The sequence below is a fragment of the Mesorhizobium australicum WSM2073 genome (assembly GCF_000230995.2).
In the GTDB taxonomy this organism is placed as follows: domain Bacteria; phylum Pseudomonadota; class Alphaproteobacteria; order Rhizobiales; family Rhizobiaceae; genus Mesorhizobium; species Mesorhizobium australicum.
Window position 1 is genome coordinate 779,093 of sequence record NC_019973.1, and the last position, 23,269, is coordinate 802,361.

The 23,269-nt window shown below is 65.9% G+C and carries 19 protein-coding genes, 1 tRNA gene and 1 pseudogene; 4 read left to right on the top strand and 17 right to left on the bottom strand.

Annotated elements, in window-relative coordinates; genetic code table 11:
* A pseudogene (locus MESAU_RS03610) lies at positions 1–933 on the top strand (YifB family Mg chelatase-like AAA ATPase); the annotation flags it as partial.
* A gap of 25 nt (positions 934–958) precedes the next feature.
* Here the strand turns inward: MESAU_RS03610 and MESAU_RS03615 are convergent.
* The 6 genes from MESAU_RS03615 to MESAU_RS03640 all read right to left on the bottom strand — a co-directional run bounded on the left by MESAU_RS03615 (position 959) and on the right by MESAU_RS03640 (position 7,754).
* On the bottom strand, positions 959–1,579 hold the full coding sequence (locus MESAU_RS03615) for a class I SAM-dependent methyltransferase (RefSeq protein ID WP_015314693.1): 621 nt from the start codon (positions 1,577–1,579) through the stop codon (positions 959–961).
* Between the two features lie 178 nt (positions 1,580–1,757).
* Positions 1,758–3,926 (bottom strand): malate synthase G, encoded by a 2,169-nt coding sequence (locus MESAU_RS03620; protein WP_015314694.1) that lies wholly within the window; start codon positions 3,924–3,926, stop codon positions 1,758–1,760.
* Between the two features lie 136 nt (positions 3,927–4,062).
* Entirely contained in the window at positions 4,063–6,105 is a 2,043-nt protein-coding gene (locus tag MESAU_RS03625) for a hydantoinase/oxoprolinase family protein (protein WP_015314695.1), read from the bottom strand.
* A gap of 124 nt (positions 6,106–6,229) precedes the next feature.
* On the bottom strand, positions 6,230–6,856 hold the full coding sequence (locus MESAU_RS03630) for a CDGSH iron-sulfur domain-containing protein (RefSeq protein ID WP_015314696.1): 627 nt from the start codon (positions 6,854–6,856) through the stop codon (positions 6,230–6,232).
* Between the two features lie 173 nt (positions 6,857–7,029).
* Positions 7,030–7,401, bottom strand: a complete 372-nt coding sequence (locus MESAU_RS03635; RefSeq protein ID WP_015314697.1) for a hypothetical protein — start codon at positions 7,399–7,401, stop codon at positions 7,030–7,032.
* A gap of 116 nt (positions 7,402–7,517) precedes the next feature.
* Positions 7,518–7,754 (bottom strand): DUF1127 domain-containing protein, encoded by a 237-nt coding sequence (locus tag MESAU_RS03640; RefSeq protein ID WP_015314698.1) that lies wholly within the window; start codon positions 7,752–7,754, stop codon positions 7,518–7,520.
* 235 nt (positions 7,755–7,989) lie between these two features.
* On the opposite strand from MESAU_RS03640, the gene MESAU_RS03645 reads away from it, so the two are divergent.
* Positions 7,990–9,510, top strand: a complete 1,521-nt coding sequence (locus MESAU_RS03645) for a winged helix-turn-helix domain-containing tetratricopeptide repeat protein (protein ID WP_015314699.1) — start codon at positions 7,990–7,992, stop codon at positions 9,508–9,510.
* Positions 9,511–9,542: 32 nt separating this feature from the next.
* Here MESAU_RS03645 and MESAU_RS03650 read toward each other — a convergent pair whose 3' ends face one another.
* Genes MESAU_RS03650 through MESAU_RS03660 form a run of 3 tightly spaced genes read right to left on the bottom strand, consistent with a single transcriptional unit; the run spans position 9,543 to position 12,535 of the window.
* Complete coding sequence (locus MESAU_RS03650; RefSeq protein WP_015314700.1) at positions 9,543–9,899, bottom strand: hypothetical protein; 357 nt, start codon at positions 9,897–9,899, stop codon at positions 9,543–9,545.
* A gap of 49 nt (positions 9,900–9,948) precedes the next feature.
* Positions 9,949–11,436 (bottom strand): pyridoxal phosphate-dependent decarboxylase family protein, encoded by a 1,488-nt coding sequence (locus MESAU_RS03655; protein WP_015314701.1) that lies wholly within the window; start codon positions 11,434–11,436, stop codon positions 9,949–9,951.
* A 13-nt stretch (positions 11,437–11,449) separates the two neighbouring features.
* On the bottom strand, positions 11,450–12,535 hold the full coding sequence (locus MESAU_RS03660) for a PLP-dependent cysteine synthase family protein (RefSeq protein WP_015314702.1): 1,086 nt from the start codon (positions 12,533–12,535) through the stop codon (positions 11,450–11,452).
* Positions 12,536–12,728: 193 nt separating this feature from the next.
* Between MESAU_RS03660 and MESAU_RS03665 the strand changes: the two genes are divergently transcribed.
* Positions 12,729–14,771 (top strand): BTAD domain-containing putative transcriptional regulator, encoded by a 2,043-nt coding sequence (locus tag MESAU_RS03665; RefSeq protein ID WP_041163614.1) that lies wholly within the window; start codon positions 12,729–12,731, stop codon positions 14,769–14,771.
* 98 nt (positions 14,772–14,869) lie between these two features.
* Positions 14,870–15,046: a hypothetical protein gene (locus MESAU_RS03670; protein WP_015314704.1), complete on the top strand. Its 177-nt coding sequence runs from the start codon at positions 14,870–14,872 to the stop codon at positions 15,044–15,046.
* Positions 15,047–15,085: 39 nt separating this feature from the next.
* Here MESAU_RS03670 and MESAU_RS03675 read toward each other — a convergent pair whose 3' ends face one another.
* From MESAU_RS03675 to mepA, 8 genes are all read right to left on the bottom strand, one after another.
* Positions 15,086–15,394 (bottom strand): UBP-type zinc finger domain-containing protein, encoded by a 309-nt coding sequence (locus tag MESAU_RS03675; protein ID WP_015314705.1) that lies wholly within the window; start codon positions 15,392–15,394, stop codon positions 15,086–15,088.
* A 70-nt stretch (positions 15,395–15,464) separates the two neighbouring features.
* Positions 15,465–17,144 (bottom strand): FAD-dependent oxidoreductase, encoded by a 1,680-nt coding sequence (locus MESAU_RS03680; RefSeq protein ID WP_015314706.1) that lies wholly within the window; start codon positions 17,142–17,144, stop codon positions 15,465–15,467.
* A gap of 151 nt (positions 17,145–17,295) precedes the next feature.
* Positions 17,296–17,380 (bottom strand) — tRNA-Leu (locus MESAU_RS03685).
* A 73-nt stretch (positions 17,381–17,453) separates the two neighbouring features.
* Positions 17,454–18,074: a 2,3-bisphosphoglycerate-dependent phosphoglycerate mutase gene (locus MESAU_RS03690; protein ID WP_015314707.1), complete on the bottom strand. Its 621-nt coding sequence runs from the start codon at positions 18,072–18,074 to the stop codon at positions 17,454–17,456.
* Between the two features lie 87 nt (positions 18,075–18,161).
* Positions 18,162–19,001: a 4-hydroxy-tetrahydrodipicolinate reductase gene (gene dapB / locus MESAU_RS03695; RefSeq protein ID WP_015314708.1), complete on the bottom strand. Its 840-nt coding sequence runs from the start codon at positions 18,999–19,001 to the stop codon at positions 18,162–18,164.
* Entirely contained in the window at positions 18,998–20,857 is a 1,860-nt protein-coding gene (locus MESAU_RS03700) for an ABC transporter ATP-binding protein (RefSeq protein ID WP_015314709.1), read from the bottom strand. Before MESAU_RS03700 ends, dapB begins: the two co-directional genes overlap by 4 nt.
* A 77-nt stretch (positions 20,858–20,934) precedes the next feature.
* Positions 20,935–21,981, bottom strand: a complete 1,047-nt coding sequence (locus MESAU_RS03705; RefSeq protein WP_015314710.1) for a glucokinase — start codon at positions 21,979–21,981, stop codon at positions 20,935–20,937.
* 183 nt (positions 21,982–22,164) lie between these two features.
* Positions 22,165–23,250, bottom strand: coding sequence for a penicillin-insensitive murein endopeptidase (gene mepA, locus MESAU_RS03710; RefSeq protein WP_041163615.1), 1,086 nt, complete (start codon positions 23,248–23,250; stop codon positions 22,165–22,167).
* Between the last annotated feature and the right edge of the window lie 19 nt (positions 23,251–23,269).

Consider the following 23,269-nt stretch of genomic DNA (forward strand, 5'->3'; position numbering starts at 1 on the left):
AGGGCCTTATATAGGTGGGGGTCCTCTGTCCATAGCATGCTGATGATCGGTCCGCCAGGCTCAGGCAAATCGATGCTAGCGCAGCGCCTGCCGTCGATCCTGCCGCCACTGGCGCCGAAGGAACTGCTCGAAGTCTCGATGATCGCCTCGGTGGCTGGCGAGCTCGGCGAAGGCAAGCTGACCGACCGGCGGCCGTTCCGCGCCCCGCACCATTCGGCCTCGATGGCGGCGATGGTGGGCGGCGGCCTGCGCGCGCGGCCGGGCGAGGTGTCGCTCGCTCATCACGGCGTGCTGTTCCTCGACGAGTTCCCCGAATTCACGCCGCAGACGCTCGATGCGCTGCGCCAGCCGCTTGAAACCGGCGACTGCATGATCGCACGGGCCAACCATCGCGTCACCTATCCGGCCCGCATCCAGCTGGTGGCGGCGATGAACCCGTGCCGCTGCGGCATGGCCGGCGAACCGGGTTATCGCTGCCTGCGCGGCGATCGTTGCCGCACCGATTACCAGGCGCGCATTTCAGGTCCGCTGCTCGACCGCATCGATCTCAGGATCGAAGTGCCGGCGGTCTCGGCCAGCGACCTGATCCGGCCGGATCGAGCGGAAAAGAGCGCCGACGTGGCGTCGCGCGTGGCGCGTGCCCGCACCATCCAGCGCGAGCGTTTCGAGCGGCTCGGCGTCAACAGCGCCACCACCAACGCGCATTGTTCTCCTGCCGTCATCGAGACGATCGCCATGCCGGACGCCGCAGGCCTGTCGCTGCTCAAGGATGCCAGCGAAAAACTCGCCTTTTCGGCGCGGGCCTACCACCGGGTGCTCAAAGTGGCGCGCACGCTCGCCGACCTCGACGCCAGCGAATGTGTCGGCCGCATCCATCTGGCCGAAGCGATTTCCTATCGCATGAGTTCGGAGCGCATGGCGCAGGCGGCGTAGCCGCGTTCCGCCCAGCTCCGGTTACCTATCGCAAGGTCGCGATGAAATGCAGGCGACGGTCGAAAAACACGCTGGCCGGGAACGGATAGAGCGACAGCTTCTCACGCCAGGTGAGGGGTGTGATGCCCGCGGCGGCAAAAATGGCGTCCCACTCGGCCTTCGAGAGATAGTTGTAAGGCAGGCGCACATTGTGCCCCTTGTTGCCCACCCAATCCATGAAACGAAGCGTCTGGTAGGCCTCGAAGCCTTCGCGCAGGTGATCCTTGATGACAACGCCCTTGCGCGCCACGCGGGCCGCCTCGCGCACGAGATGACCCGGGTCGTCGGCATGATGCAGCACATCGACAATCGTCACCCAGTCATAGGAGCCATTCGCGGCGGGAATGGTGCTGCCATCGAACAGTTCTACCGAGATATGGGTTTGCGGCCTGATCAGCACGTCGATGCCGCGAAACGTCAGCCCCGGCTTTTTTTCCATGATCGCCTTGGCGATGGAGCCGTCGCCGCAGCCAAGATCGAGAACGGTGCCGGCCGGGCCCAGCTCGTCGGCCAGCCGGTCGGACAGGATGCGCACGCGGCGCTGGAAAACCGCCCGGTCATGGACGGTATTCAACAGTTTCTTTTCGATCGCCATCGTGTTGGCCATGCCAATGCTCCCGAGCCTTCCAGCCAGAACTAACTGAAAAAAGCAAAGGAACCGTATCCAGCCGTAAGAGCCTGCCGCCTTCGGCACGACATTGCCGCTGGGCTGACGCCGCCGTTTTCGCCGACGCGGACCGGCGACATCCAGTCGGCGCTCCAAACCCTTTCAGCGCGGCATCGCCCTATCCTTGATGAGCCTTCAGCTCCAGCCTGCGCTTGTGCAGCACAGGCTCGGTGTAGCCGTTGGGCTGGCTTGTTCCCTTGAACACCAGGTCGCAGGCGGCCTGGAAGGCGATCGACTTTTCGAAGTCGGCGGCCATCGGCCGGTAGAGCGGGTCGCCGACATTCTGCAGATCGACAATTGCCGCCATGCGCCGCAAGGAATCCATCACCTGGATTTCCGAGCAGACCTTGTGGCGCAGCCAGTTGGCGATGTGCTGCGAGGAGATGCGCAGCGTGGCGCGGTCTTCCATCAGGCCGACATCGTTGATGTCGGGAACCTTGGAGCAGCCGACGCCCTGGTCGATCCAGCGCACGACATAGCCCAGAATGCCTTGGGCATTGTTGTCGAGTTCGCGCTGGATCTCGTCGGGCGTCCAGTTCGGCCGCACGGCCACCGGCACCGACAATATGTCGTCGAGCTTGGCCTTGGGCCGGCTCTTCAGCGCCGCCTGGACCGCATGGACATCGACCTTGTGATAGTGCGTGGCGTGCAGCGTCGCCGCCGTTGGCGATGGCACCCAGGCGGTGTTGGCGCCGGCCTTGGGGTGGGCGATCTTCTCGGCCAGCATCGCGGCCATCAAGTCGGGCATCGCCCACATGCCCTTGCCGATCTGGGCATGGCCGGCGAGCCCGCATTCCAAGCCCGTGTCGACGTTCCAGGCCTCATAGGCGGAAATCCAGGCGGCCTGCTTCATGTCACCCTTGCGGATCATCGGGCCGGCTTCCATCGAGGTGTGGATCTCGTCGCCGGTGCGGTCGAGGAAGCCGGTGTTGATGAACACCACGCGCTCCCTCGCGGCGCGGATCGCTTCCTTGAGGTTGATTGTGGTGCGCCGCTCCTCGTCCATGATGCCCATCTTGATGGTGTTCCGGGCCATGCCGAGCAGGACTTCGACACGATCGAACATCTCGACGGCGAAGGCGACTTCCTCCGGGCCATGCATCTTGGGTTTCACGACATACATCGAGCCGGCGCGAGAGTTCATCCGCCGTCCCTTCGGCCCGACATCGTGCAGCGCGATCAGGGCCGTCATCGCCGCGTCCATGATGCCTTCCGGCACCTCGTTGCCGTCGCGGTCCAGGATTGCCGGATTGGTCATCAGGTGGCCGACATTGCGCACCAGCATCAACGAGCGGCCAGGCACGGTCACCGTGCCGCCGGCAGGGGCGATGTAGGCGCGGTCGGGGTTGAGCTTGCGGACGAAACTCTTGCCGCCCTTGCTGATTTCTTCGGTGAGGTCGCCCTTCATCAGGCCGAGCCAATTGCGGTAGACGACGACCTTGTCCTCGGCATCCACGGCCGCGACCGAATCCTCGCAGTCCTGGATGGTGGTCAGCGCCGATTCCAGGATGACGTCGGCAATGCCAGCCGGATCGGTGCGGCCGATCTGATTGTCGCGGTCGATGACGATCTCGACATGCAGCCCGTTTTTCACCAGGAGCACGGCTTGCGGATTGGCGGCGTCGCCGCGATAGCCGACGAATTGCCTGGGATCGGCCAGCGTCGTCGAGCCGGCGCCGGCGCTGAGCTTCAGGGCGGCGTTGGCGACCGACAGGCCGTTGACCCCCGCCCATTTGCCAGAGGTGAGCGGCACCGACTGGTCGAGAAAATCCTTGGCCCAGGCGATGACCTTGGCGCCGCGCGCCGGGTTGAAGCCCTTGCCCTTCTCAGCGCCATCCGTTTCGGGGATGGCGTCGGTGCCATAGAGCGCGTCATAGAGCGAGCCCCAGCGTGCATTGGCGGCGTTGAGCGCGTAGCGCGCGTTCATCACCGGCACCACCAGCTGCGGTCCGGCCACGACCGCGATTTCCGGGTCGACATTGTCGGTCGAGACGCTGAAGGCCGGCCCTTCCGGCACGAGATAACCGATCTCCTTCAGGAACGCCTTGTAAGCGTCCATGTCGATGGGCGCGCCATTGTCGCGATACCAGCCATCGAGCTTTTCCTGCATGGCATCGCGTTTTGCCAGCAGCGCCCGGTTCCTGGGCGCCAGATCATGGACGATGACCGCGAACCCGTCCCAGAAACGCGCCGCTTCGATGCCGAGGCCGGGCAAAGCTTGGTCGACGACGAAGTCATGCAGCTCGCGGGCAATGCGCAATCCGGCGATCTCGATGCGATCGGTCATCAGGCTACTCCAGATGAAAGGCTTTGCGGGCGTTTGGCATGTCAGGGGTGCAGGGTCAATTCAGCTTAGGGTGTAGGTGGGGCATTTTGGGCGGTTGGCCAATCTCCCCGAGGAGGGCGGAGATGGCTCTTCTTCCTCAAACCGCGATCGTCGGCCTGCCCGAGGCCACCGCCACGATATGCGCTTCGATGAACATGCGCTGCGCTTCGACAGTCGAGACCCGAAACTCCGTCGCCACGTCGATCTCGGCGCTGTCGGTCCCGGCATCAAGAGCCCGCTGGGCGACAATGGCGCGCACATCGGCCTCGGCGGCCGCAATCGCCGCAGCCTCGTCGAGGAAATCGCGCACCGTCTCACCCGAGGCAAGCCGGAACAGGCCTTCCTTGGGCTGGCTGACGCGGGCCTCCGCCGAAACCCTGACTTGGCCGACGACGGCGCCGAGCGCGTTGGCGACGTCGGTATCCCGGGGCACGACGCAGTCATTGCCCACCAAGGGCGCCAGGCCGGCATAGTGCAACGGCGCCGAAGCGCCGAGCCCGATGACCGGCCGGTCGAGCGCGACGCTGAGGCGGGCGATGCCGGGGTGAGCGTCGACGGCGCGCTGCACCAGCGCGTGCGCCACCGTCGCCGCGCCGTCGAGCCCGTCCTCGGCAAAAGCGGTTTCCAGGATGTATTCGGCCGACCAGCGCGTCAGGGTCAAGAGCACCCGTTCAGAGATCACTTCCGGCGAGGCCGCGATCGCCTGGCCACGGCCGTCGCGCTTGCGGGCGAACAGTTCGGCGCCAAGGCGGGCGGCGGCGGCATCCCAGTTCGCCTGTTTGCCAAGCACGTGCGCGGCGTCCGACGGGGTGAAGCCCGAGATATGCACCAGCCCGCGCGAGACCAGGCGGTTCAGCGTGGCATTCTGGGCATTCGAGGTCAGCAGCCTGTCGAGGGCAAGCGGCGTCGCGCCGATCGCTTCGTAGAGCTTTGCCTCGGGGGCGGTCAGCCCCGCGGCAAGCCTGTCGGGCACGCCGGTGCGGACCGCGAAGCGGCCATCCATGCGGCCTGTGTTGGGCGCGCGCAACTGGCGTTCGAGTTCCGCCGTCACCGCCTCGCCATGCGCCATGCCGGACAGCGCCAGCGGCACCAGGCGGCGCGGCCCGAGCAGGATTTTCGGATTGAGCGCGCCATCCTCCAGCATCACTTCGGAATCGCCGCCGAGGCCGAAAGTGCGCATCGCGACCGCCTCGACCATGGTGCGGAAACCGCCGACGGTGGCGCCTTCCGGATCGAGCCGCGGCCGGCCGCCGTCGAGCACGGCAACGTCGGTGGTGGTGCCGCCAATGTCGGAGACCACCGCGTTGTCGAGCCCGGTCATGTGGCGGGCGCCGACCAGGCTGGCGGCGGGGCCGGAGAGGATCGTCTCGATCGGCCGCTGGCGGGCAAACGCCGCCGAAACCAGCGCGCCATCGCCGCGCACCACCATCAACGGAGCGGCGATGTTGCGGGCCTGAAGGAACCCCTCGGTCGCCGCCACCAGCCGGTCGATCATCGAGATCAGCCTTGCATTGAGCAGCGTGGTGAGCGCCCGGCGCGGACCGCCGAGCTTGGCCGACAGCTCATGGCTCGCCGTAACCGGGAGGCCGGTCCTGTCGCGGATCAGCTCGCGGGCGGCGATCTCGTGCGCCGGATTGCGGGTGGCAAAATAGGCACAGACGGCAAAGCCGGACACCGACACGCCGAGTTCCGGCAGCATCGCCTCCAGCCCGGACAGGTCGAGCTTGGCGGCATTGCCATGCACATCATGGCCGCCCGCGCAAAACACCACCGGGTCGGTGCCGAGTGCCGTCTTCAAACCATCGCGAGCAAGATCGGCCTCGGAAAAGCCGATCATGACCAGCGCCACGCGGCCGCCCTGGCCCTCGACCAGCGCATTGGTGGCGAGCGTCGTCGACATCGAGACCAGTTTGATATCGGCCGGATTGGTGCCCGCCTTTTCCAGCACAGCATCGACGGCGCCCGAAATGCCGACGGCCAGATCATGCCGCGTGGTCAGCGCCTTGGCCTTGGCCAGCACCTTGCCCTTGTTCGGCCCCTCCCGCGGACCCTCGGTCTCGGACCACAACACGGCATCGGTGTAGGTGCCGCCGGTGTCGATGCCGAGGAAGAGAGGGGCAGACTTGGTCTTGGCGGTCATTTTGGGCGAAAGTCCGGGCAGATTGTTTGGTTGCCTGCCCTTAGCCGATACCGGCTTGCGGATAAAGCCGGGAGAGATAGGCCACAAGCGATCTCCCCCCTCGTGGGGGAGATCGGCTACCCATCTATCCCACAAACCCAACCTTCTTGTGGCTGCCATCGCAGAACGGCTTGTTGGCCGAGTGGCCGCAGCGGCACAGGAAGACCTTTGTGGTGCGGTCGATCGTGTGGCCGGTGCCGGTGACGATCTCGACATTGCCTTCGAGCTTGAGCGGGCCGTTCGTGGTCGGCGTCGCCTGCAGCGGTCCGTCGCGGACCTCCAGCGCCGGCGTGTCCTTCAGCGCCGGTTCTCCGGTGGCGGCAAAGCCCGCCTTGATATGGCTGTTGTCGCAGAACGGCTTGTTCTGGGAGGCGCCGCAGCGGCAAAGCGTGGCGCGGAAAAACGTCTCGGCGCCAAGCACGATCTCGGCATGCACCGCCAGCGGGCCGTTTTCGCGCAGCCGCACGGTGTTGACCACGGGCGGCTTTTCCGGCGGGCCGCCATCCTTGCGCGCATAGGTGATCGCGCCCGAGGGGCAGTTCTCGGCCAGTGCGACGATCTTCTCGACGCTGGCCGCCTCGGGATGGATCCACTGGCCCGGCGCGTTGGGCACGAAGACATGCGGGTCGCCGAGCACGCAATTGCGCGAATGGATGCAGCGCTTGCCGGAAAACCCGACGTCGATTTTTTCGCCCTCGACCGTGCCGGCCATCGCGGTGCTCCTGTTGCCTGGAGTACGCCGCTCCTGAATGCACAGGCGCGGCGTGCCCTTGGTATGGTCTTGTTTCGACGCATGTCGTCGCGCCAAAACCGGAAGCCGGTTTTGGGCGGCATGCATGGCCAAGCTATGGCTCGAACAGGAAAACCGTCAAGCTGGCAAACCGGTCAGGGGACCAGGTCGATCTCCTCGGTCTCGCCGCCGCTGCAGGTGTAGCAGCAATCCTCGCATTTTTCCTTGTTGCCGGGGCCGACGCCCCAATATGTACCCTCGTCGCCATCGACCCAGGCCCCGTAGCAGATCGATTCGCCTTCGTTGCAGGAAATCGGCAGCTGCTTGGTCTCGCCGTCGTCGAGATAGAAATCCTTGCCACTGCCGGGCCAGACATAGTCGCGGTCCTGGCTATAGAGTTCCAGACGCATGGCATTGGGATGGCTGTTCTTGACAGCGAAGGTGACGTCGCCGGCCTGGGCGGCTGGTACAAACAGGACAGCAAGCGAAAACGCGGCGGCGAGCCGGCGCACGGATGTGAACGACATGGAAACCCCCGATGTAGAATCGGCCCCCACGGCCGATAGGGGATCATGGCACGACACGGCCCGCCGCTAAAGGGATGATGCCGGCGATTGTTTCCAGATTGTCGCGGCATTTCGCCTTAGCGCTGCCAGAATGGCAGCTTGGCGATCTCAGCCTTGGCCTGCAATTGCGTCAGGCCAATATCGTCGATCAGATGCGGACTGACCTCGGACATTCGCTTGAGGTCCCAGCGAAAGCGTGTCCGCTCGCGCCAGCTTGCCACCATGCTTCGCAGGGAGCGCGGATGCGACGATCGTTGGACGGGCACACCCGGCCGCACTGCCCGATGCTGGACCGATGCGATTGTATTGTTCATGGCAACCTCCATTGGGTTTGGCGGCCCACACCGTTGGGAACCGTGGACCTCACCCGGAAAGAGATTGAATTCTGCAGGATACGAGCGGCGCCGTAATTAAGCCCTCCCAAATAGTTCTCAAAAGTTCCAAACTTGCGCTAACTCTTTGTTTTGACGCCACTCTCGGGAGGGCTAGCCACGCGTTTCCCGGCAAAACCGCTTCGCACTTTTCCCGGAATTGTCTATAGATGCGCCAATGCAGGGAGAGCGCTTCGCCTTTGGTCCGTTCGTGCTTGATCCGGGTGCGGGAACGCTGCTTCGGAACGACGATCCCGTTGCCGTTGGCTATCGCGGGCTGAAGCTGCTTGCGGCGCTCGTGGCAAAACCCGGCGAAATCTTGGGAAAGGCCGAACTGATGGACGCGGCGTGGCCGGGCACGGCCGTCGAGGAAGGCAACCTCACCGTCCAGATCGCGCAGCTGCGCAAGCTGCTCGGCCCGCCTGGCATTATGGGTGAAGGGGGCGGGGAATGGATCACGACCGTTCCGCGCGTCGGCTATCGTTTCACGGGGGCCGTGAAACAGCTCGCCGGCGCCAAGCCAAAACCCTTGCCGCTGCCGGACAAGCCTTCGATAGCGGTGCTGCCCTTCGTCAATTTCGGCAACGATGCCGGGCAGGACTCTTTCTGCGACGGCTTGACCGAAGACCTGATCACCGACCTGTCCAGGATCTCCGGCCTGTTCGTCATCGCGCGCAATTCGACTTTTGCCTACAAGGGAAAGGCAATGGACGTGCGCGAGATCGCCAGGGAACTCGGCGTTCGTTATCTGCTGGAGGGCAGCGCGCGGCGCGATGCGGGGCGGGTGCGCATCAACGCGCAGCTGGTCGACGCGGCCAGCGGCGACCATCTATGGGCGGAACGCTTCGACCGCGGCCTGGACGATATCTTTGCCGTCCAGGACGAAGTGACCGCCAAGATCGTGGAGGCATTGCTCGGCCGGCTGCGCGCACCGCCGCCACGCAACCGGCCCACCAATCTCGACGCCTACGACCTGTGCGTGCGGGCGCGCAAGCTGATCGATGATTCGCCGCAGACCGCACGGGAAGCGCATCTGATGCTGACGCGCGCGGTTGCGCTCGATCCCCACTACGCCGAGGCCTATCGCTGGCTTGCCATGAACCACTGGATGGGATGGGTGCATTGGGGCGAGCCGATCGACCCTAACCGCCGCATTGCCCTGGAGCTGGCGCGCAAGGCGGTCGCGATCGATCCCAACGATGCCGGGTGCCACTGGGTGCTCGGCAATTTGCTTGCCTATGAGCATGAGTTCGCCGAGTCGGAGGCCGAATTCGCCAGGGCGTTCGAACTCGACCCGAACGAGGCCGATGCCTGGGCGACATTGTCCGACATAACGACCCTGGCTGGGCGGGTCGAGGAGGCCCTGGAGCAAATCCGCAAGGCGTTCCGGCTGAACCCGTTTCCACCGAGCTGGTACTATCTGACGCTCGGCCAGGCGCAATATGCGGCGCGCGACTACGCAGGCGCCGTCGAGACGCTGCGCCGGGACGAGACCTACCGCACCAGTTCACGCCGCTTCCTGGCGGCAAGCCTTGCGCAACTTGGCCGGCTCGAGGAGGCACGCACGGAGGTGGAACTGTTCCTCGTCGGCAACCCGCATTTCACGACCCGCCATTGGGTCTGGACGGAGCCCTTCCGCGACGACGCGACGCGCGAGCACTTCCTCGATGGCTTTGGCAAGGCCGGCCTTCCCGACTGACGCGCCGGGGTGGCTCCTGCACCGAAGCGCCGCTACGGCACTAGGTCGATGGTTTCGGTTGTGTGCTCCACGCAGATGAAGCAGCAGGTATCGCAAGGCTGGTCGTTGTCTGGACCGACTCCGGCGGAAATCTTGTCGTTGCCATCGACCCAGGCGCCATAGCAGATGCGTTCGCCCTGATTGCAGGAGATCGGCACTGATTTCTGCGAGCCCGGATCGACAAGGAACACCTTGTCGTTGCCCGGCCAGACGGTCTCGCGATCGCGGCTGAACAGCTCGACCGCGACCCCCTCCTTGCGCAGGTTCTTGACGAAAAAGGCCATGTCGGCGGCCTCGGCCGAATTGGCCAGGACCAGTGCCGCCAGCGCAAGCATGCGAAACAGCGTCACCACCGACCTCCCCGAATCACCGCGGGCAGGTTCGCACGGCGGCCGGGAACTAGGAAGACACGTGGCCCTGCGCGGTGATCTCACGTCCCAGCCTCACCACTTCACGCACCAGCAGATCGAGATCGTCGCGTCGGGTGCGATGGTTGGTGATCGCCACACGCAACCAGTGCCCGCCATGCACGGTGGTGTCGGAGAGTGCAGCGATGCCTTGCTCCTGCAGCCGCAACATGATCTCGGTGTTGAGCGCCTTCAGCGCTTCGCCCGCCAAACCGGGCTGATAGCGGAAGCAGACGATGTTGATGGTCGGCGCCGCCGCAAGCTCCAGCGAAGGCTCGGCCTCGATCAGCCCGGCCAGATAGGAGACCTGCGCGATGTTCTGGTCGATCAGGCGGCCGAATTTTTCGACGCCATGTTCCTTCAGTGCCATCCACACTTTCAAGGCACGAAAGCCGCGCGACGTCTGCAGACCATAATCGTGCAACCATTCGCCGGAAGCGAGGCCGCGCGGCGTCGATTCCAGATATTCCGGCGTCACCGCGAAGGTCCGGCGGTGCGCGGCGGCGTCCCTGACCAGGGCACAGCCGACCTCGAAGGGCGAATGCAGCCATTTGTGGGGATCGAGCGCGACCGAATCGGCCCATTCGATGCCGGCGACGCGGTGGGCGTTTTGCGGGGCGATGGCGATCAGCGCGCCGATGCAGCCATCGACATGGAACCAGAGGCCTTCCTCGTGAGCGAGTTTGGCAAGCGCCCGCAGGTCGTCGATCGCGCCGGTGTTGACCGTACCGGCGGTGCCGATGACGCAAGCCGGCTTGAACCCGGCTGCCCGGTCCTCGGAGATCGCGGCGCGCAAGGCGTCGATGTCGATCCGCAGTCCGGCATCCGTCGGGATGCGGCGCAGCGCCCGATTGCCAAGGCCAAGTGCCTCCATGGCCTTGCGGTGGCAGGCGTGGATCTGATCCGAGCCATAGAAGCGCAGCGGCTTCTCGATGGCTGAAACGCCGTGCTCGCGCACATCGACGCCCGCCTTGACGTTGCGCGCCACCGTCAGCCCGATGATGTTGGCCATCGAGCCGCCGCTGACCAGCGTGCCGGAGGCCGAGGCCGGAAAGCCCAGCATCTCCTTGCACCAGTTCACCACCTGGCTGTCCATCAGCCCGGCGGCATGGTTGCCGCCGCCGAGGTTGGAGCCCTGGATCGCCGCCAGGAAATCGCCGAGCGCGCCGGTGAAGTTGCTGGACCCCATATACCACGACCAGAACCGTGGATGGATGTTGCCCATCGGATAGGACATCACGGTGCGGGAGACCTCGCCATAAACGGCGGCAAGTGGCGTCGGCGAGCGCGGCAAGGGCGCGCGGAACATGCCTCTCACATCCGCCGGCATTTCCCGCCAGACCGGACGGTCTCGCACGTCGCGCAGATAGTTGACGGCTTCATCGACGGCCCGGCGCGACAGGGCCTGCACTTCGGCCCAGTCAGGCGGATCAAGCGTTTCCTCGGCCACCATGCCAGCAGATTCCCGCGCGACGTCCATGGCGATCTCCCTATCAAGCCGGGAACTGGCAGCCGGGCGTCGAGCGCGAGAGCGCCAGCTCATCGGCATCCATTTCAGCCTCGACGCCGTCGAATAGCGGCGTCGACATGTAGCGCTCGCCCGTGTCGGGCAGCATGCACAGGATCACCGATCCGGCCGCCGCCTTCTCGGCGACCTGGCGCGCGACGGCGAAGGTGGCGCCGCCGGAAATGCCGGTGAAGATGCCTTCCTTCCGCGCCAGCGCCCGCGCCCATTTGATGCCCTCCGGACCGGCGATCGGCATCACCTCGTCATAGAGGCTGGCGTCGATCGCCTCCTGCAGCACGTTGGGGATGAAGTCCGGCGTCCAGCCCTGGACGGGATGCGGCTCGAAGGCCGGGTGGCTGGCGGCTGGCGCGCCATCGGCACCGCGCTGCTGCGCCTTGCCGCTGCCGATCAGTTGCGCGTTGGCCGGTTCCGAGAGCACGATGCGGGTGTCGGGCCGTTCGCGGCGCAAGACCCGCGCCACGCCGACGACCGTGCCGCCGGTGCCATAGCCGGTGACGAAGCAGTCGAGCCGCGAGCCGGCGAAATCATTGATGATTTCGCGCGCGGTCGTCGACTCGTGGATAGCGGCGTTGGCGGCGGTCTCGAACTGGCGGGCGAGGAACCAGCCATTGGCCTCGGCCAGTTCGACCGCCTTCTTGTACATGCCAAAACCTTTTTCGGCGCGTGGCGTCAGCACCACCTTGGCGCCCAGCATGCGCATCAGCTTGCGGCGCTCGACGGAAAAGCTGTCGGCCATGGTGACGACCAGCGGATAGCCTTTCTGCGCGCAGACCATGGCAAGCCCGATGCCGGTGTTGCCGCTGGTCGCCTCGACCACGGTCTGGCCGGGCTTCAGCGCGCCGCTGCGTTCGCCCTCTTCGATGATGTTGAGCGCCAGCCGATCCTTCACCGAGGCGCCCGGGTTGAAGAACTCGGCCTTGACGTAGATGGTCGCATGGGCCGGACCCAGATTGTTGACGCGTACCACCGGCGTGTCGCCGACGGTGTCCAGGATGCTGTCGAACAATCGGCCGCGCCCCGCGGTGGTTCTGATTTGTTGTTTGTTCAACATCGTCGATCTCCTCGATCGTGTTCTCACGGGCCGGTTACAAACCGGCGGCCTGGGCGGCGAGGTTTCGAGACCTTGCCGCGCTAAGACTGACGTTCCGGCGATGCGGCAATGACCGCCACTGGATGCGCCTTGTCGCTTTTGGTGATACACAAGGGGCCGACAGGCCAGCGTGGGAGCAGGCGTGGAAACGGACGTGGAATCCGCAGCATCGAGGCAGGACAGCGGCCTGCCCTGCCTGTCGGTGCGGCTGCTCGGGCCGCTGGCGATCACGCGTAACGGCGTGCCGACGGCATTGCCGGCCTCGCGCAAGCTGCGAGCGCTGCTTGCCTATCTCGTGCTGGCGCCACATCCGGTCGGGCGCGGCCGCCTGTGCGAACTTCTGTGGGACGTGCCCAACGATCCGCGAGGCGAGTTGCGCTGGTGCCTGAGCAAGCTGCGCGGCGCCCTCGACACGCCGGACCGGCGCCGTGTCCGCACGCAGGACGATACGGTCGCGCTCGATCTCGGCGCCTGCCTTGTCGATGCGTTGGAGATCAGCCATGCCGCCACGCACCGGGCCGGCACGCTGGATGCGCAGCAGTTGCGCGCGCTGGCCAAACTCTTCGCCGGCGATTTTCTCGACGGGTTGGAGCTCGAACGCAATCCGCACTTCAACAGCTGGCTAATCGGCCAGCGTCGCCGCTTCCGGTCGATCCACGCGGCGGTGCTGGAACAGCTCGTCGCCAGTCTCCCCACTGATTGCGGCGAGGGCATAGCGCATCTCGACAGATGGGTGGAACTCGCGCCTTTCGACGGTCGCGCGCATACGGCGCTGCTGGCGAGCCTCGCGCGGCGCGGCGAGATCGCCGCGGCCGAGAAGCATCTGGTGGTGGCGGCACAGTTGTTCCAGTCGGAAGACCTGGATTTCGCCCCGCTGCAATCTGCCTGGCGGGCGATCCGCGACCAGCAGTCGGCTGCCTCGCCGCGGACGCTGCCGGCCTGCCGGTCCACAGCATCGCAATCGGGGTTCCCGCTAGACCCGCCCAACCCTGGTCCGCCGGCTCCTGATCCTGTCGAGCCGAGCCACGCGTCGCTGGCGGTGATGCCGTTTGTCGAGGAAGCCGGTCCGCGCGGCGGGCTCGCCGACGGCCTCACCCACGACATCATCACCCGTCTCGCCAAGCTGCGGGATTTCTTCGTGATCGCGCGCGGATCGGTGTTCGCGCTGGCCGACAAAGGTATTGCGCCCGAGGAGGCGGGCCGCCGGCTGAAGGTCGACTATGTCGCCACGGGAACGGTGCGCAGCATGGCCGGCCGCCTGATCGTCAGCGTCGAACTCGTCGAGGTGCGCACGGCCAGGATCGTCTGGGCCGAGACCTTCGAGCGCCGTCCGGACGACATCTTCGCCGTGCTCGACGACATTGGCGACAGCATCGTGTCGTCGATCTCGGCCGAGATCGAGACGGTCGAACGCAACCGCGCCCTGCTCAAGGCTCCCAACTCGCTCAATGCCTGGGAGGCCTACCACCGTGGCCTCTGGCACATGTACCGTTTCACGCAGGCCGAGAACGAAACGGCACGGCACTTCTTTGCCAGCGCCCTGCGGCTTGATCCGACCTTCGCCCGCGCCTATGCCGGCCTGTCCTTCACCCATTGGCAGAACGCCTTCCAGCGCTGGGGCGACCGCGATCGCGAAAGCGCGCTGGCCTTCGAGAGTGCCGGGCAGAGCTTGCTGGTCGATGACCACAATCCGGCCGCGCACTGGGCGATGGGGCGGGCGCTGTGGCTGCGCGGCGAACAGGACGGCGCGCTCGGCGAACTGGAACAGGCGGTCAAACTCAGCCCCAATTTCGCGCTCGGCCATTATGCGCTGTCCTTCGTCCATTCGCAGTCGGGCGACCCGCGGGCGGCGATCGGCTCCTCCGACCATTCGCGCCATCTCAGCCCTTTCGATCCGCTGCTGTTCGGCATGCTGGGGGCGCGGGCCATGGCGCACGTCCGGCTCGGCCAGTTCGAGGAGGCGGCCGGATGGGCGCTGAAGGCAGCCGCCCGGCCGAACGCGCACGCCATCATCCTGGCGATCGCGGCACATTGCCTGGCACTGGCGGGGCGGCTCGAAGAGGCGCGCGGCTTTGCCGCCGCCATCCGCAAGACGTTGCCGGACTACCGCGCCGACGATTTCATCGCCACTTTCCGCTTCGAGCCCGATGCCGAGGCGTTGTTTCGGCAAGGCGCCAGGCGGATCGGGCTCGGCTGAATTTCGTGCTTGAACACCTGCGTTAACGAAGTCGGAAGGAGTTGCTTAACCGTTGGCGGCTATGTGACCTACGGGGGGTCGATTGCAAAGTGAGTATGATGAGCGACAGCCCTGAGAAGCGCAGCGAATGGCGCGCCATTTTTTATGTACAAGCCCGCGTCGCCATCCTGTTCGTGCCGGTGGTTGCCAGCCTGCTGCTCATCGCCGCCCTTGCCGGCAACGATCGCAAATCCGTTCCCGACGTTGACCGCACGGTCACCGGATCGGTGCGATAAATCAGGCCGAACCCGCTTTCCCCCTGCTCTTCGCAGCATTCAATAGAAGCGCGGGATCGGGCCGTTCTGCGGGGTGGTGCGGTCGCCGAGGTCCAGAAAAACCTCGTCGACGTAGCACCAGCCCCAGCCTTCCGGCGGGTCGTAACCCTCTATGACGGGATGGCTGGTGGCGTGAAAATGCTTGGTGGCGTGGCGGTTGGGGGAGTCGTCGCAGCAGCCGACATGGCCGCAGGTGCGGCAGAGCCGCAGATGCACCCACCACGAGCCGCTCTTCAGGCACTCCTCGCAGCCGAGCGCGCTCGGCGTCACGTCCTTGATCCCAGCGGCGTGCTTGCATTCATCCGCCATCACACTCTCCCGACCTATCTCTCATTCGAAGCATGATCTTTTCCGAAAACCGGTTTCCCACTTTTCGGGATCATACTTGAGGCGCGCCGGCCTGGCTGCCGTCCCGCGCAAGAAATGCATGCAGCGCCGCCACCACCTGGGCGCCCTCGCCGACAGCCGCCGCGACGCGTTTGACCGAGCCGGAGCGCACGTCGCCGATGGCGAACACGCCGCTGCGGCTGGTCTCCATCACGCCATGGGCCGATGCTATGTCCGATCCGGTGCGGATGAAACCCCTGGCATCCAGCGCCACGTCGGATTGGGCGAGCCAATCGGTGTTCGGGTCGGCGCCGATGAACAGGAAGAGATGGCGGATCGGCCGCGTCGTCGAGGCGCCGCTCGAGCGGTCGCGCCAGCGTACCGTGGCGAGATTGCCTGCCTCGCCGTCCAGCGCCTCGATTTCGGCGCCGGTCAGCACCTCGATGTTCGGCTGCGCCCTGATGCGCTCGACGAGGTAACGCGACATCGAGGCCTCGAGGCTGCCGCCACGCGCCAGCAGCGCTACTTTCCTGACCTGGCTGGCCAGGTAGACGGCCGCCTGGCCGGCCGAATTGCCGGCGCCGACCAGCGCCACTTCCTGGCCGCCGCAAAGCCGTGCTTCGATGGGCGAGGCCCAATAATGCACTGATGTGCCCTCGAACTCGGCGAGATTGGCGACATCGAGGCGGCGATAGCGCGCGCCGCTGGCGATGACCACCGAGCGCGTGCGCACCGTCTCGCCGTCGCCGACCGCGAGCTGGTAGCGCGCACCGTCGGTGGCGGCACCGAGCAGCTTCACCTCGTCGGGGATGACCATCTCGACGCCGAATTTCTGCGCCTGGTTGTAGGCGCGCGCCATCAGCGCCATGCCGGTAATGCCGGTGGGGAAGCCGAGATAGTTCTCGATGCGAGCGGAGGCGCCGGCCTGGCCGCCGAAGGCACGGCAATCGAGCACAATCGTCGACAGCCCTTCCGAGGCCGCGTAGACCGACGCCGCCAGACCGGCCGGTCCGGCGCCGACGATGGCGACGTCATAGACCTTGCTGGCGTCGACCGGCCGCAGCAGGCCGATGCAGCGGGCGAGGTCCTTCTCCGCCGGATTGAGCAGCAGCCTGCCATTCGGGCACAGCACGACCGGCAGGTGGTGGGGATCGACCTGGAAGTGCTCGAACAGCGTCTTCGCGCAAGGATCGGTTTTGGAATCGAGCACGCGGTGCGGCTGGCCGCTGCGGGCGAGAAAGCCTTGCAGGCGAAGGACGTCGCCATTGTCGGCAGGTCCGACGATGATGGGACCGATCGTGCCGCTCTCGAGCAGCCCGACGCGGCGCAGGATCAGCGCCCGCATGATGCGCTCGCCGAGATTGGCCTCCTGCACCATCAGGTCGCGCAGCCGCTGCGACGGGATGACGAACGCCTCGACCGGCTCGGCCGCCTGCGCATTGACCAGCGAGGGACGGGCCGAAAGCTGCGCCAGCTCGCCGGCGAAGCTGCCCGGGCCATGCGTGACGATCGTCTCGCGCCGGCCAAATTTGCCGTCCTGGGTGATATCGACCTTGCCCGCCAGCACCACGATCAGTCCCGGGGACACATCGCCGGCCTCGAAAATGTGCTCGCCGGCGGCATAGGCACTGGCCTCGCCGAACCGGCGCATGCGCTCGATGTCCGCCTCGGCGAGGACGGGAAAAGCCTGGTCGCGGCGGGCGCCGAAGATCGCGGTGCTGGATTGAGACATGGTCGCGAGCGTAGCGAAGGGGGCGCGCGGTTTGAAGCGGTTTGTTCGGGGACTGGCCAGGAGGGCAGGTCATCGGGCAAGAAAAAAGCCCGGACGAACCGGGCTTTTTCTCAGGGTTTCTGAACCGATCGAATGGTTCAAAACGGGAATTTGGTGCCCAGAAGAGGACTCGAACCTCCACTCCTTGCGGAACACGGACCTGAACCGTGCGCGTCTACCAATTCCGCCATCTGGGCTGGTGCGGGCTCAATAAGCGGGCAAGCGATTGCTGTCAACGCGCTTTTTTAAACCCGCTGCTCGCTTGCCGGCTTAGCCTTCCAGCACTTCCTTCGAAGCCACGGTCGAATCGGCGTTGAGCTGGTAGATCACCGGCACGCCGGTGCCGAGTTCCAGCTTGACGATCTCCTCGCCCGACTTGCCGTCCAGCGCCATGATCAGCGCGCGCAGCGAATTGCCGTGGGCGGCGACCAGCACCGTGCCGCCGCGCAGCACATGCGGTTGCAGATCGTGCAGGTAATAGGGCCAGACGCGGGCGCCGGTGTCCTTCAGGCTTTCGCCGGCGGGCGGCGGCACATCATAGGAGCGGCGCCAGACATGCACCTGCTCCTCGCCCCATTTCTGGCGCGCGTCGTCCTTGTTGAGGCCGGAGAGGTCGCCATAGTCGCGCTCGTTCAGCGCTTGGTCGCGAACGGTCTGCAAGTCGCTCTGGCCGACCGCGTCGAGAATGTGCTGGCAGGTTTTTTGCGCCCGGGTCAGCGCCGAGGTGAAGGCGATATCGAACTTCAGGCCGCGCGCCTTGAGTTTTTGGCCGGCGGCCTTGGCCTCGGCATGGCCCTGCTCCGTCAGGTCGACGTCGCGCCAGCCGGTGAACAGGTTCTTCAGGTTCCATTCGCTCTGGCCGTGGCGCACGAGCACGAGGGTTCTCGACATTTTTGCTCCTCTGGGGTCTGAGCATTCCAGGAAAAGTGTGTAGCGGTTTTCCGTCCTGCGTAAGAACGAAGATGGTTCAGGGTCGTTTCAGGCAAGCCCAAGCACGTCCCGCATCGAATACAGTCCCGGCTTCTGGCCATGCGCCCAAAGTGCGGCCTTGACGGCACCGCGGGCGAAGATGGCGCGGTCCTCGGCATGGTGCGACAGCGTGATGCGCTCGCCGGTGCCGGCCAGGATCACGCTGTGGTCGCCAACCACCGAGCCACCGCGCAGCGTGGCAAAACCGATCGAGCCGGTTTGTCGCACACCCGTATGGCCGTCGCGCGAACGCACATCATTGCCGGCCAGCGCGATGCCGCGCCCGGCGGCGGCCGCTTCGCCGAGCAGAAGCGCCGTGCCCGAAGGCGCGTCGACCTTGTGCCTGTGGTGCATTTCGAGGATCTCGATGTCGAAATCGTCGGCGTCGAGCGCGCGTGCCGCCTGTTCGACCAGCACCGCCAGCAGATTGACGCCGAGGCTCATATTACCCGACTTGACGATGGTCGCGTGGCGGGCGGCGGCAGCGATTTTCGCGTTGTCGTCGGCCGAACAGCCTGTCGTGCCGATGACATGGACGATGCGCGCCTGCGCCGCGTAACCGGCGAACTCGACCGTCGAGGCCGGGGTGGTGAAATCGAGCACGCCGTCGGCCCTGGCGAAGACCGGCAACGGATCGCTGCCGATCGCCACGTCGATGCGGCCGACGCCGGCGAGTTCCCCCGCATCCTTGCCCAGGTGAGGCGAATCCGGGCGCTCGACCGCGCCGATGACGCGGGCGCCCGGAATGGCGTGGATGGCGCGGATCAGCGTCTGGCCCATGCGGCCGGCCGCGCCGACCACCACAAGGCCCATATCGCCGGCCGGCTCGCCTGATGTGGTCTCGCTCATGGCGTGCTCCCGGCGATGTCCTGGGTCTCTAGTTCCTGAACCGAAGTTTCGGCCGGGGCGCTGTCGTCGACAAGCCCCAGGCCCTTGACGCCCTGTATCCGGTGGAAACGGGCATAGACGCTGTGCGGGTCGGCCATCAGCGAGGCATGCGTGCCCTCTTCGACCAGATGGCCCTGTTCCAGCACGATGATGTGGTCGGCATTGACCACGGTGGACAGGCGGTGCGCTATGACGATGGTGGTGCGCCCTTCCATGACCTTGGTGAGCGCCTGCTGGACGCGCGCTTCGGCCTCGTTGTCGAGCGCCGATGTCGCCTCGTCGAGCAGCAGGATCGGCGCCTGACGCACGATGGCGCGGGCGATCGACACGCGCTGGCGCTGGCCGCCGGAAAGCGTGGCGCCATTCTCGCCGACCGGCGTGTCATACCCTTGCGGCTGCTGGCGGATGAACTCGTCGGCCGCCGCCAGCCGCGCGGCCTGCTCGATCTCGGCATCGGTGGCCGAGGGGCGGCCATAGCGAATGTTGTCGCGGATGGTGCCCTCGAACAGATAGGGCGCCTGCGAGACATAGGCTATCGAGCCGCGCAGCGACTGTTTGGTGACCTTGGAAATGTCCTGGCCATCGATCTCGATCGTACCGCTCTCGACGTCGTAGAAGCGCTGCAGCAGCGCCACCAGTGTGGTCTTGCCGGCACCGGAGGCGCCGATGACGGCGGTCATCTTGCCGGCGGCGGCGACAAAGCTGAGGTCCTGAAGGACAGGCGTCTCCTCGACATAGCGGAAGGACACGTTGTTGAAGCGCACTTCGCCCGTGGTGAAGTTTGCCTTGGTGGCGCCAGGCGCGTCGCCCTGCTTCGGCTCGAGGTCGAGCAGCTCGTAGATCATGCGTGCATTGACCAGAGCCCGTTCCATGCCGACCTGCATGCGTGCCAGGCGGCGCGCCGGATCATAGGCCAGGATCAGCGCCGTGATGAAGGAGAAGACCGCGCCAGGCGGCTGCCCGAGAACCAGAGCCCGGTAACCGGAATAGGCGATGACGGAGGTGACGGCGAAGCCGGCCAGCATGTCGGAAATCGGCGACAGCCGTTCGGAGACGCGGGCAATCTTGTTCGAGCGCTGTTCGGCGTCGCTGGCGAGCTTGCCGATGCGGCTGGACAGTTCGTCCTCCATGGTGAAGGCCTTGACGATGGCGATGCCTTGCGTGGCTTCCTGCACGGCGCCGATCAGGCGCGAATTGATCAGCACGGATTCGCGGGTAATGCGCCGCACGCGACGGGTGAGGTAGACGACGGCCCAGATCAGCGGCGGTCCGATCAGCAGCGAACTGAGCGACAGGACCGGATCCTGGTAGACCATGACGCCGAGCAGGCCGAGCAGCGTCACCGCGTCGCGGGTGATCGAGGTCAGCGTCAAGGACAGGAGGTCGCGGATGCCGCCGACGTTTTCGTTGACCTGCGCCGCCAGCCGGCCGGAGCGTGTATCATTGAAGAAGCCGACGCCGAGCTTCATCAGGTGATCGAAAATGCGCTTCTGGTAGCGCGCCACCAGATTGTTGCCGATCTTGGCCAGCGCCACCGCCTGGCCATAGCCGGCAAAGCCGCGCAGCAGGAAGGCCGCCATGAAGCCTGCGCAGATCCACACGATCGCGTCGCCACGCCGTTCGTAGAAGATCTGGTTGACCATCGGGGCCATGATCCAGGCCGTGAAGGCGGTCGTGCCCGAAACGATCAGCGAGCAGGTGATGACCATCACATAAGTCCAGCGATAGTCGTGGCTGTTCTCAGCGAGAATGCGGCGCAGCACCGCTGTGACCTCGCCGGGCCGGGCTTTCAGCTTGTTTGGAGTTTGAAGTGTCAAATCAGAGGGCTTTGTCGGTTTCGCTTCCCGTGGCCGGGCAATTCGGCACCCCTATTACCGCCAAGCAGCCGGCTTGCCTATGCCTTGGGGTGACTAACTTCGTCGCGCCAGCGCCGGCCCGATGTCTGGACGCCGAACAGCGAGGGGTTCCTGGCATAGGCGGCAAGGCCGAGAAGGGCAGCCAGCGGATGGGTGATGACATAGACCGGCATGGTGCGCATCAGCGCGCTGTGCGGCGCCTTGTCCTCGAAGGCGGCGCGGAAATTGCCCTCCTTCAGCGCCGGCACGATCTTTTGCGCGATGCCGCCGGTGAGGAACACGCCGCCCCGGCTCATGAACACCAGCGCCAGGTCGCCGGCGGTGCGGCCGAGGCAGGTGACGAAGGTCTCGAGCGCTTCCTGCGCCACCGGATCGGTCTTGGCCAGTGCCGCACCGGTGACTTCGGCCGGCGTGGTGAAGGGCGACGGCTTGCCATCCGCCCTGGCCACGGCCCGGTAGACGTTGACGAGACCGCGTCCGCACAGGATCTGTTCGCCCGAAATGCGGCCCTCGAGCTTCTCGATATGCGGGAAGACCTCGAAATCGCGCGGCGTGCGCGGTCCGATGTCCATATGGCCGCCTTCGCCGGGCACCGGGATCCAGTGATGCAGCGCGTGGACCAGCCCGGCGACACCGAGCCCGGTCCCGGGGCCAAGCACGACGCGGCCGGCATTGGGCTCCGGCGTGCCGCCGCCGATCTTTTCCATATGCTCTTCGCCAAGCGCCACGACGGCCAGCGCCTGCGCCTCGAAATCGTTGAGCACGACGATGTCGCTCAGCCCAAGATTGGCGAACATCTGCCTCGGCTTGACCACCCAGGGACAGTTGGTGAGCTCGATCTCGTCGCCGTCGACCGGGCCGGCCACGGCCAGCACCGCCGAATTGGGGCGAACCGAGGACCGATCGAGCACCGCCGCCTGGATCGCCTCGTCGATGGTGTTGTAATTGGCGGTCTGGACGATGATCGGCTCGCCGGCCCCGGAATTGGCGTCGAGCACGATCGAAAACCGCGCATTGGTGCCGCCGATATCGCCGATCAGGATCGGAAACCGCAGCAAAGTCTCGTCATCGCCCGTGCTTGGCATGCTCTCGTCCGTCCCCGGCGCCCGCGACGGCGTTTCGCCGTTCCTGCGTTGACTAGCGCATGAGTTTGAAAAGGGAAACGGTTTTCGGGCCTGGTGGCGCGCAGGGAGAGGTTCTGCGGCCAAACGGCCACTGTTCCATGAAAACGGGGGCTAAACCGATTGAGCCTGCGGGTGGCGCGCCAATCACTTCGCTGGCGGCCGTGGCCGCGGCACCGGTACGCCGACCTCGGGCGTCGCGGTGAAGGCGTTCACCGGGCTTGGCAGGCCGGCGGTGCCGCTTGCCGTGACGGCGGGCAGCGACGGCGCTTCCGGCTCAGGCACCGCCACCGCGACCGGCACGGCGTCGCCGTGATAGGTCGCGGCCTCGGCCGAGGCAGGTCCCGGCGCGTCGAGCACCGCGCGGCATTCCTTAGGCAGGTTGGCCATCGTCATCAGGTCACGTGCCTTGGGCGCATCCGGGTTCTTGTTCGGCCGCCACGGCTCCTGCGTGAACCACCAGGCCAGCGGCTTGCCGCAGCCATCATCCTCCGGCGTTGCTTCCTGCGCCTTGCAATTGGGCGAGCCCGGCTGGCAGCCGATGCGCATGTGGAAATGGTAGTCGTGGCCCCAGAACGGCCTGATCTTGCGTAGCCACGAGCGGTCACCCTTGACCGTGTCGCAGAGCTTTTTCTTGATGCCGGGATTGACCAGGATGCGCTCGACCTCCGGATAGCTCGCCGCGCGCTTCAAAAGCCGCGTGTGCGCCGGCGTCCACAGCGCGTCCTTCACAAGATGCGTCTTGTCGTCGACCATCAAGGTGGCGCTCATGGTCTCGCGCTGCGCCCTGGTCATGGTGCGGTCGGGCATCGGCGTCAGCCAGATGTCGGCGTCGAGCCCGATCTGGTGCGAGGCATGACCTGATAGCATCGGGCCGCCGCGTGGCTGCGCGATGTCGCCGATCAACAGGCCCGGCCAACCGTCGGCGACGGCGTCGCGCGACAATCTCTCGATCAGCGCGATCATCGCCGGATGGCCCCAGCGGCGGTTGCGCGATGGCCGCATCACCTGCCAGGTCGGACCATCCATGGGAATGGCGACGCCGCCGGCAAAACAGCCCTTGGAATAGAAGCCGAAGGATTGCGGGGCGGTGGCCGTCGGCAGCTTCTCGGCGCCGAACAGGTCTTTCGCCCGCTCCTCGGCCGCTGCCGGCTGCGCGGCCAGGCCTGCCAGAGCCAGCGCTGCCGCCAATACCGCATTTCTGGGGCAAAGCGACCGCATCGATGATTTCATGAACCGCACCCCCGTGCCT

Excerpts from the sequence above, each read along its gene's own strand:
- MESAU_RS03620 (WP_015314694.1), bottom strand. The coding sequence starts at position 3,926 with ATGACCGATCGCATCGAGATCGCCGGATTGCGCATTGCCCGCGAGCTG.
- MESAU_RS03645 (WP_015314699.1), top strand. The coding sequence starts at position 7,990 with ATGCAGGGAGAGCGCTTCGCCTTTGGTCCGTTCGTGCTTGATCCGGGT.
- MESAU_RS03675 (WP_015314705.1), bottom strand. The coding sequence starts at position 15,394 with ATGGCGGATGAATGCAAGCACGCCGCTGGGATCAAGGACGTGACGCCG.
- MESAU_RS03640 (WP_015314698.1), bottom strand. The coding sequence starts at position 7,754 with ATGAACAATACAATCGCATCGGTCCAGCATCGGGCAGTGCGGCCGGGT.
- MESAU_RS03655 (WP_015314701.1), bottom strand. The coding sequence starts at position 11,436 with ATGGACGTCGCGCGGGAATCTGCTGGCATGGTGGCCGAGGAAACGCTT.
- MESAU_RS03660 (WP_015314702.1), bottom strand. The coding sequence starts at position 12,535 with ATGTTGAACAAACAACAAATCAGAACCACCGCGGGGCGCGGCCGATTG.
- MESAU_RS03625 (WP_015314695.1), bottom strand. The coding sequence starts at position 6,105 with ATGACCGCCAAGACCAAGTCTGCCCCTCTCTTCCTCGGCATCGACACC.
- MESAU_RS03680 (WP_015314706.1), bottom strand. The coding sequence starts at position 17,144 with ATGTCTCAATCCAGCACCGCGATCTTCGGCGCCCGCCGCGACCAGGCT.
- MESAU_RS03705 (WP_015314710.1), bottom strand. The coding sequence starts at position 21,981 with ATGCCAAGCACGGGCGATGACGAGACTTTGCTGCGGTTTCCGATCCTG.
- MESAU_RS03630 (WP_015314696.1), bottom strand. The coding sequence starts at position 6,856 with ATGGCCGGCACGGTCGAGGGCGAAAAAATCGACGTCGGGTTTTCCGGC.
- mepA (WP_041163615.1), bottom strand. The coding sequence starts at position 23,250 with ATGAAATCATCGATGCGGTCGCTTTGCCCCAGAAATGCGGTATTGGCG.
- MESAU_RS03615 (WP_015314693.1), bottom strand. The coding sequence starts at position 1,579 with ATGGCCAACACGATGGCGATCGAAAAGAAACTGTTGAATACCGTCCAT.
- MESAU_RS03670 (WP_015314704.1), top strand. The coding sequence starts at position 14,870 with ATGAGCGACAGCCCTGAGAAGCGCAGCGAATGGCGCGCCATTTTTTAT.
- MESAU_RS03690 (WP_015314707.1), bottom strand. The coding sequence starts at position 18,074 with ATGTCGAGAACCCTCGTGCTCGTGCGCCACGGCCAGAGCGAATGGAAC.
- dapB (WP_015314708.1), bottom strand. The coding sequence starts at position 19,001 with ATGAGCGAGACCACATCAGGCGAGCCGGCCGGCGATATGGGCCTTGTG.
- MESAU_RS03635 (WP_015314697.1), bottom strand. The coding sequence starts at position 7,401 with ATGTCGTTCACATCCGTGCGCCGGCTCGCCGCCGCGTTTTCGCTTGCT.